Source organism: Nostoc sp. KVJ20, assembly GCF_001712795.1.
Taxonomy (GTDB): Bacteria; Cyanobacteriota; Cyanobacteriia; order Cyanobacteriales; family Nostocaceae; genus Nostoc.
The window spans coordinates 1-6,264 of record NZ_KV757617.1 but is presented as its reverse complement, the minus strand read 5'-3'; the positions used below and the strand labels follow the sequence as shown (position 1 = coordinate 6,264).

General features: G+C 42.5%; 10 protein-coding genes. 5 read left to right on the top strand and 5 right to left on the bottom strand.

Annotated features, from left to right (window positions below):
* Positions 1-5: 5 nt before the first annotated feature.
* Positions 6-1,613 (bottom strand): hypothetical protein, encoded by a 1,608-nt coding sequence (locus A4S05_RS15170; protein ID WP_069070659.1) that lies wholly within the window; start codon positions 1,611-1,613, stop codon positions 6-8.
* Positions 1,614-1,711: 98 nt separating this feature from the next.
* Positions 1,712-1,855: a hypothetical protein gene (locus A4S05_RS41650; RefSeq protein WP_176727018.1), complete on the bottom strand. Its 144-nt coding sequence runs from the start codon at positions 1,853-1,855 to the stop codon at positions 1,712-1,714.
* Here A4S05_RS41650 and A4S05_RS41645 point away from each other — a divergent pair.
* Entirely contained in the window at positions 1,854-2,045 is a 192-nt protein-coding gene (locus tag A4S05_RS41645) for a hypothetical protein (RefSeq protein ID WP_069070658.1), read from the top strand. The genes A4S05_RS41650 and A4S05_RS41645 overlap by 2 nt on opposite strands.
* Before the next feature lie 14 nt (positions 2,046-2,059).
* Here A4S05_RS41645 and A4S05_RS15160 read toward each other — a convergent pair whose 3' ends face one another.
* The 3 genes from A4S05_RS15160 to A4S05_RS15150 all read right to left on the bottom strand — a co-directional run bounded on the left by A4S05_RS15160 (position 2,060) and on the right by A4S05_RS15150 (position 4,090).
* Positions 2,060-2,644, bottom strand: coding sequence for a DinB family protein (locus A4S05_RS15160; protein ID WP_069070657.1), 585 nt, complete (start codon positions 2,642-2,644; stop codon positions 2,060-2,062).
* A 58-nt stretch (positions 2,645-2,702) separates the two neighbouring features.
* Positions 2,703-3,704 (bottom strand): hypothetical protein, encoded by a 1,002-nt coding sequence (locus tag A4S05_RS15155; RefSeq protein WP_069070656.1) that lies wholly within the window; start codon positions 3,702-3,704, stop codon positions 2,703-2,705.
* 116 nt (positions 3,705-3,820) lie between these two features.
* Entirely contained in the window at positions 3,821-4,090 is a 270-nt protein-coding gene (locus A4S05_RS15150; RefSeq protein ID WP_069070655.1) for a hypothetical protein, read from the bottom strand.
* 224 nt (positions 4,091-4,314) lie between these two features.
* Between A4S05_RS15150 and A4S05_RS15145 the strand changes: the two genes are divergently transcribed.
* From A4S05_RS15145 to A4S05_RS41640, 4 genes are all read left to right on the top strand, one after another.
* On the top strand, positions 4,315-5,214 hold the full coding sequence (locus A4S05_RS15145) for a hypothetical protein (protein WP_256090987.1): 900 nt from the start codon (positions 4,315-4,317) through the stop codon (positions 5,212-5,214).
* A 125-nt stretch (positions 5,215-5,339) separates the two neighbouring features.
* Positions 5,340-5,666, top strand: coding sequence for a hypothetical protein (locus A4S05_RS15140; protein ID WP_069070654.1), 327 nt, complete (start codon positions 5,340-5,342; stop codon positions 5,664-5,666).
* Positions 5,659-5,859 carry a hypothetical protein gene (locus A4S05_RS15135; protein WP_069070653.1) on the top strand — a complete coding sequence of 67 codons (201 nt, stop codon included), beginning with the start codon at positions 5,659-5,661 and terminating at the stop codon, positions 5,857-5,859. Before A4S05_RS15140 ends, A4S05_RS15135 begins: the two co-directional genes overlap by 8 nt.
* Before the next feature lie 25 nt (positions 5,860-5,884).
* Positions 5,885-6,264 (top strand): hypothetical protein (locus tag A4S05_RS41640; protein ID WP_069070652.1); only part of this gene is annotated, 380 nt, incomplete at its 3' end.

Genomic DNA, 6,264 nt, shown 5'->3' with positions numbered 1-6,264 from the left:
TCTATTCATGCAACAACGCCATCTCGTGTTGATAGTTGGTTTGGTAGAATCACAACCTCATAAAACTTAGGATAGGGGGATTTTCCCTGATATTTTATCTCGGTCAAATCATTTGTTAACAAATGTATTACACTATATTCCCCACCCAGTTGTCCTTCATCTCCAGGTAAATTCTCCAACCACTCGATAATTTGTTGCCTAAACCAAGTATGTCCTTTTTCCTTACTTGTAATACTATCGAGTAACCAATGCAACCACCAAGTATCTAGGGGTTTTTGATTTGTATAAAAATATGAATATCTGTATGGTGTACCACGTTTTATTATCGATTCACGCCAAGATGTAAACAAGGCTTGCTGAGTCTCTTTATTAACTGGTATCTCAGCAAAAGCTTTGAACATACTAGACCAGTCATAACAAAATTCAAAAGTAATATACTGAATTGACAACGCATTCACCCGTTCGATTTCTCCCAATTCTCGAACAGCTTGCTGATAATAGCGAAGTAAAGTTTTTTCCTTTTCCCAATTCCCAGGAGCGTAAGAAAATCCACCCACAGCAACAAATAGCAGCGAGTTTTCTGGTGTCCAGGGATTCAAGTCAGGTTTGTTTTTTAATAACGCATCCAAAGTCTCTTGAATCACTGTAAGACTTTCTCTATATTCCTGTTTAGCCAACAAATCCTCAATTACAGGTAAACCATTTTGCCATTCCTGGGAAATAGTCGCCCGGAGATTGTTCAAATATATCTCTGGGGTTGAGAATTGCTGTATCAATTCCATGTAAACTATATGCCAAGGAGAGTGGGTATTTTCTAGGTCATGCTTCCACTTTTGAACTTCTCGATTGGCCGTCATTCCGTCAAAAATTAATTTTTTTTGAACATCAGGTAATTTGGAAAAGAAATCGATTACAGCATCATCATCCAAACTGGTATGGTAAAATTCCTCATCCCATTCCCTAATTTTTTGAGCTAATTTGAACCCATCTTGTCCTTGTGACTGCACCAATAACCATTCCCATTCCAATAAGCTGCTTGTTGTCGCTCCTTCCAAATGAATACCATTAGCAATTTCCATCCAGTCGGGTATACCATTAGAGATTTCACTTTCTGCTGACAACAAACTGGCTGCAAAACCATCGTTATGGCTAAAGCCATTCTCAAAAGCCGTTTTTACCAATGGCTTCATCTTTTGTGCAACTGCTTCTAAATCTTCAACAAAAGTACAGTCATCAAAATAAGGTTCTTCCCAGCTTGCTTCTTGGACTATATATTTCCCTTCTGACTGGGATGCTTGCCAAATAATCTGATTCCATTCTCCCCATAATTGGGACCAAGTTTGAGCTAATTTTGCCAAAGAAGTTGGTTGTGCTTTGCTTGTTTTTACCTGTTCTACTGTTTTAGTTGGAGCGATAATTTGAGTTAAAGTCTCCTGGGTATTCCCTTGCAGTTGAGCAAACACAGTTACTCGCTGTTCGTCAGATAAAACCGCAAATAATTCATCGAGTAGCCGGGAAATCTCCTCTTCTGTAAGTGCTTCAAAGATATGCGAACCAACAGAGGTTTCTTGTTTAACCTTACCCAAAGAATTGCTCTGGCTCTTTTTTGGCATCTTGGGAAATCCCCTTAGCATTACACAAATAGCCTATTTCAACCGGAAGTAACGAGGAGGACAGTCAAACATTATTTAACAAACGTTAATTTGCAATTTCAGCTTCCAGCAAACTCAATAATTTCTCTTCTAAAGTCGTCAAATAAGCCCGATTCAGCTTCCCCAGCATCTCCAGAAACTTCTGCACCGACTCCTCCAGCCCACTCGAATATACCCGATTGATGCGATAAGCCTAACGGCATGGCTTCGCTTACCGCAAATCACCTGCATCTGCTCACACTCCTGGGGCAGATAGTTGAAGGACTTCAGGTGTTGCAAACCAACGGAGTACTCGCCATCCCAGCTTTTGACAGTGCAACTAAAATCATTCACCTGATTAACGATGTCCCAACAGCCGCCTTTCCCCTTGAGTTCAGAATTATCCTTGGCTAGGATTTGGCATAGGGTCATCTGCTTTCCCAAATTTCTTGTTCGGAAAAACCAAGCTCTCTTAAGTCCTCTTCTCGCAAAGCTGCTTCATTGGCACAAAAGAACTCATCAAGTTGTGGTGGTTTTACTTGCGTTCCGGCTAGCATCGCATGTACCTGCCCACGATGATGAATCTGATGCTGAAAAAGGTGGGCAAGAAGTCGTGAAGTTTGTTCGGTATGAATCCCACTGCGTCGAGGGATGGCAACTGGATTATCAATTATTGCATCTGTTAGATATTTAGTGACTCCAATTAAACGCTTGTCAGCTTCATGTTGTGCTTGTTGTAACTTTGTACATATCTCAAAAGGCTGTTCTGGCTCAAAAAATTTCTCGGCTTCGCTATTTGGCTGTCTGTTATTAATGCTGCGCTCCAAAGCATCAATATAATACCAATCTACAGTCAATACATGATTCAGTGTCGCTTTAATTGAAGGAAAGAAACTTGTTCTTGTTGCAACAAACTCTGCTTGGCTCAAACAACTACAAGCTTTTAACAAACGATAATTAGCCCAAGCGTTGTTGTAAGCCATTGTCAAAAAATGATGTGAAAGTGTTCTCATAAGTAATTGCACTACATAACATTTGTTTAGTTAAATCACTTGAAACATTCATCATCGGTTAATCTATAATCCCATATTCCTGCTCAATCAAACTCAACAGCTTCTCCTCCACCGCAGTCAAATACGGCCGCTTTAACTCCCCCAGATGCTTCAGCACAGCACGGGCTGCCTCTTCCAAGTTCTCGTTTTCCCGTAATCTACTGATGCGATCGCTGATTAACTGCATCTGCCGACATTCCGACTCCAGATAATTCAGTGGCTTGAGATGGTCGATTCTGACGGTGTACTGCCCATCCCACATTGTGACTGTGCAACTGAATTCACCCACATGGTTGACTATCCCCCAGCATCCCCCTTTTCCTCGTAAATCAGGATTATCCTTGGCAATAATTTGGCAGACTTCCCCAACACGATAAGGATTTGGCGCTTTAGTACGTTCCATGATCCGTTGTACTACATCGCCTACAACTCTAGCAGATGGTACTTTACCTCCGGCTTCTTCCACTGCCGTCTGCCATACTTCCCATTGCTGTTGAGGTTCCAGTTTTGTTATCGGTCTAACCTGGCGTTCACTCGTAGGCAAAATTTGTGTCCCAATGGGACACATTTCCTCATTTTCAGTTTGTGTCCCAATTGGATAATTTTCCGCGTCGCTCGATTCATTTTCAGTTTGTGTCCCATTGGGACACATCTTCATCAAGTTATCAAACACAGCCGAAGCTTCGATTAATCTGTAAGGATGACGACGCTGAAATCCAAACCTGTCTTTGCAATACTCCTCAAAAGTGCTGTGGGTGGAACGGTACAGCCGACGATCGCGCAATTCCATCAGCGCTTTGCCAGCTTCAAAAACTGCTCTTTCTACACGGCGCTCTAAGTGCAGGCGATCGCTTTGTTCCTCGTCGGTCAATTCCTCTACTTCAACAGCACTAACCGTAATTGTTGCTGTAGATGGATTTTCCTCAACAGAGATATCTTCATTTGCAGAGTTACTGAGTGATTTTGAATTTATCTCTGCGGCAGAGGTGGCTTTTTTACGCCTAGAAGATGGTTTAGCCATCATTCCACCCCTTTAATTCAATAGTATTTGCTCAAAATCAATGGCAAATAGATTAAGTATGTGGTGAGTTATAGTAATAATGCTCTGGGATTGAACTCGGTGGAGCATTATCATCTTCACGAGTCCTCTTGAATTTTCACAATGTCATTGACAGTTACTAACTCTCCAGACAGCACAGAGCAAATCCTTGCTAGTTTTACCAAATTATCGATATCCGCTTTTTTTAGCCTGCCATCACGGGCGACAGTCAAGGTATGTCTAGTGACTTCATTCGGGCTACCCTCAAACTGCCTATGAACTGCGTAGACAGACAAGAGGCTACCATCTTCTGTTTTGGGCCACCATTGCGAAATATCAATATATGCTTCCATCCAAACTGCTAACACGTTTTTAATGATTAACCTCCATTAACGCTTATCTGATTACAGAATAACAGCCAATCAACATACAGGCTATCAATTAACAGAATAACTGCTAATCAGTATATTGACAATCAGTTAGCAGAATAGCATAATATAACTATCACAAAAGGCAACCGCCCTTAGCCTCGGAAACTTTGGAAGCGATCGCCTTTTGAAAAACCCATACATTCGTACAGGGAATTTTAATTATGACTTATATCATCTACAGCCAACAACAGCTGCAACTGAAATCTATTGCCAGACTCAAGCAAATCTACAACGAAATCGCCTGCACAGTCGAAGTAAGCGACAAGCGCTGTAAGGATTCTTGGATTTCTGCCATTGTTAACTATCAGTCAAGCAAGATTCAGAAAGTCACCTCCACTGCCCTCGACGAACAAGCCCTCGCCCAAGCCGAACTCGACAACTACATCGCTGACCAAGCTCAAGCGATTGCACCCGAAGAACTGACAACCCTAGAAATATCTTTCTACGATCACGAGATTTACTGCGGCAAAGAACTGATAGCCAGCATCACCTCTGACGATGATCTAACTCAACCTTGGGTAGTCATGGTGGACGGTAAAGAGAAATTCCGCGCTAATACCTGGGCTAGATGCCACCGTTTCATTCAATGGCATCACCAGGACAGTACGTTAAACGAGGCCACCCCAGCAGCAACAGAAACACCTTGCACTACCGAGAACGTAATCATGGCGCATATCTTCAACGAGTGCCAGAATTACGGCTTTGAAATTCTCGGTGATGGCATTTACAACAACAACGGCGTGAAACTGGGGCAAGTCGGATGCACTAACGGGAACTGGTGGGTAAAAAGGCGTTATTCAGTCCAGCAGCAGTATTCTAACTCCGTGTATGATGCAGTGCGATCGCTGTCGATGGTGGATACATCGCTGGCTGAACCAGTTCACGAATACTTGCAAGACCAACCCTTAGAGCAACTGACTACTGACGAATTACAGCAATTGCTCTCTGCACAAGTGGCTAGCTGTGAGCAGTTGTTAGACCGCCCTGTTGACGAACTGACCTCCCAGGACTGGGAACGTTTACGCGAATATGAGCCGTACTTGGAGCTAGTGGCGGCGTAATTCCAATTCGCAATTCGCAATTCGCAATTCGCAGTTTAATTGCGACTTGCGAATTGGAAATTGCGAATTGATATTGCCCTTTCCCCCTTCCCCTAATTATTTATTTACCAATCCCCATTAAATCAATGCAACCTACGATCTCAATCCCTCAACACTGGGGCTACCCTCGCTTTGCTTTGGAACAACGTACAGAACAAGGCACGATTCTAGGACTTTACTACTATCCCTCTGGTACAGAACTGGCTGAACAGTTTGATGAAGGATGGCGTTATGTATTGATGCCTAACAAGAATTCTGACGAGATATCGTACTTGAAAGAGGATCAAATCCAACCTCTCACGCCAGAAGAATTATTCCACCAAATCACTGCTGAAATTGACTTTTATCAACAGCAGATAAGCATTCTCAACCGACAGTTAACCGTATTAACTAAGGGTGCAAACAATGGCTAATTCTACAGATAACTTTGACCGTAGAGCCAATCATTTGCTGCGTTCGATTCGGCTTTGTGGCGGTTGTGTTCCTCTACATCGGCTTCAGTTCCAATTCTCTGATTCAGTTATTCAAACACTGCTGGATAAAGAACTGGTGCAAATACAGAATACGGGACGCGGCTTTTTGTTGGAGATTGCCGAGGATTTTTAGGTTATTAATCCCAAAGGACACAATCATGAAACTTTACGCAAAGACTATTGCACAAACTTTACCTGATTGGGCAACTGTCGTTACAAAAAGCGCAGATTTGATTGAGATTGAAATTAACGATGAACACCCAAACTTTCAATCTCTGCTTGAAGAGTTGGAAACGGAGATTGAGCCAGGAACTTTTGGTGTAAAGGCAGAAGATTTATGTTCACGGCTCGGAATTGAAATGTCTAATCCGCATCTCTGCCAATTACTTGAGCAAGCCCAAAATCTGGTATCTGAAATTGCTACGCACCCAGACTACAAACAACTACTAGACGAGGGATATCAACCGGATTTAAACATTGCTGATGCTAGCACTGCGTTGACTTATCTGCAATGGGAGTTAGACCGCAATCAAGAACC

Bases quoted from the DNA above. Each gene is read 5' to 3' on its own strand.
- A4S05_RS41645 (WP_069070658.1), top strand. From the start codon at position 1,854: ATGGCTTCGCTTACCGCAAATCACCTGCATCTGCTCACACTCCTGGGG.
- A4S05_RS15160 (WP_069070657.1), bottom strand. From the start codon at position 2,644: ATGAGAACACTTTCACATCATTTTTTGACAATGGCTTACAACAACGCT.
- A4S05_RS15145 (WP_256090987.1), top strand. From the start codon at position 4,315: ATGACTTATATCATCTACAGCCAACAACAGCTGCAACTGAAATCTATT.
- A4S05_RS15170 (WP_069070659.1), bottom strand. From the start codon at position 1,613: ATGCCAAAAAAGAGCCAGAGCAATTCTTTGGGTAAGGTTAAACAAGAA.
- A4S05_RS15140 (WP_069070654.1), top strand. From the start codon at position 5,340: ATGCAACCTACGATCTCAATCCCTCAACACTGGGGCTACCCTCGCTTT.
- A4S05_RS15135 (WP_069070653.1), top strand. From the start codon at position 5,659: ATGGCTAATTCTACAGATAACTTTGACCGTAGAGCCAATCATTTGCTG.
- A4S05_RS41650 (WP_176727018.1), bottom strand. From the start codon at position 1,855: ATGCCGTTAGGCTTATCGCATCAATCGGGTATATTCGAGTGGGCTGGA.
- A4S05_RS15155 (WP_069070656.1), bottom strand. From the start codon at position 3,704: ATGGCTAAACCATCTTCTAGGCGTAAAAAAGCCACCTCTGCCGCAGAG.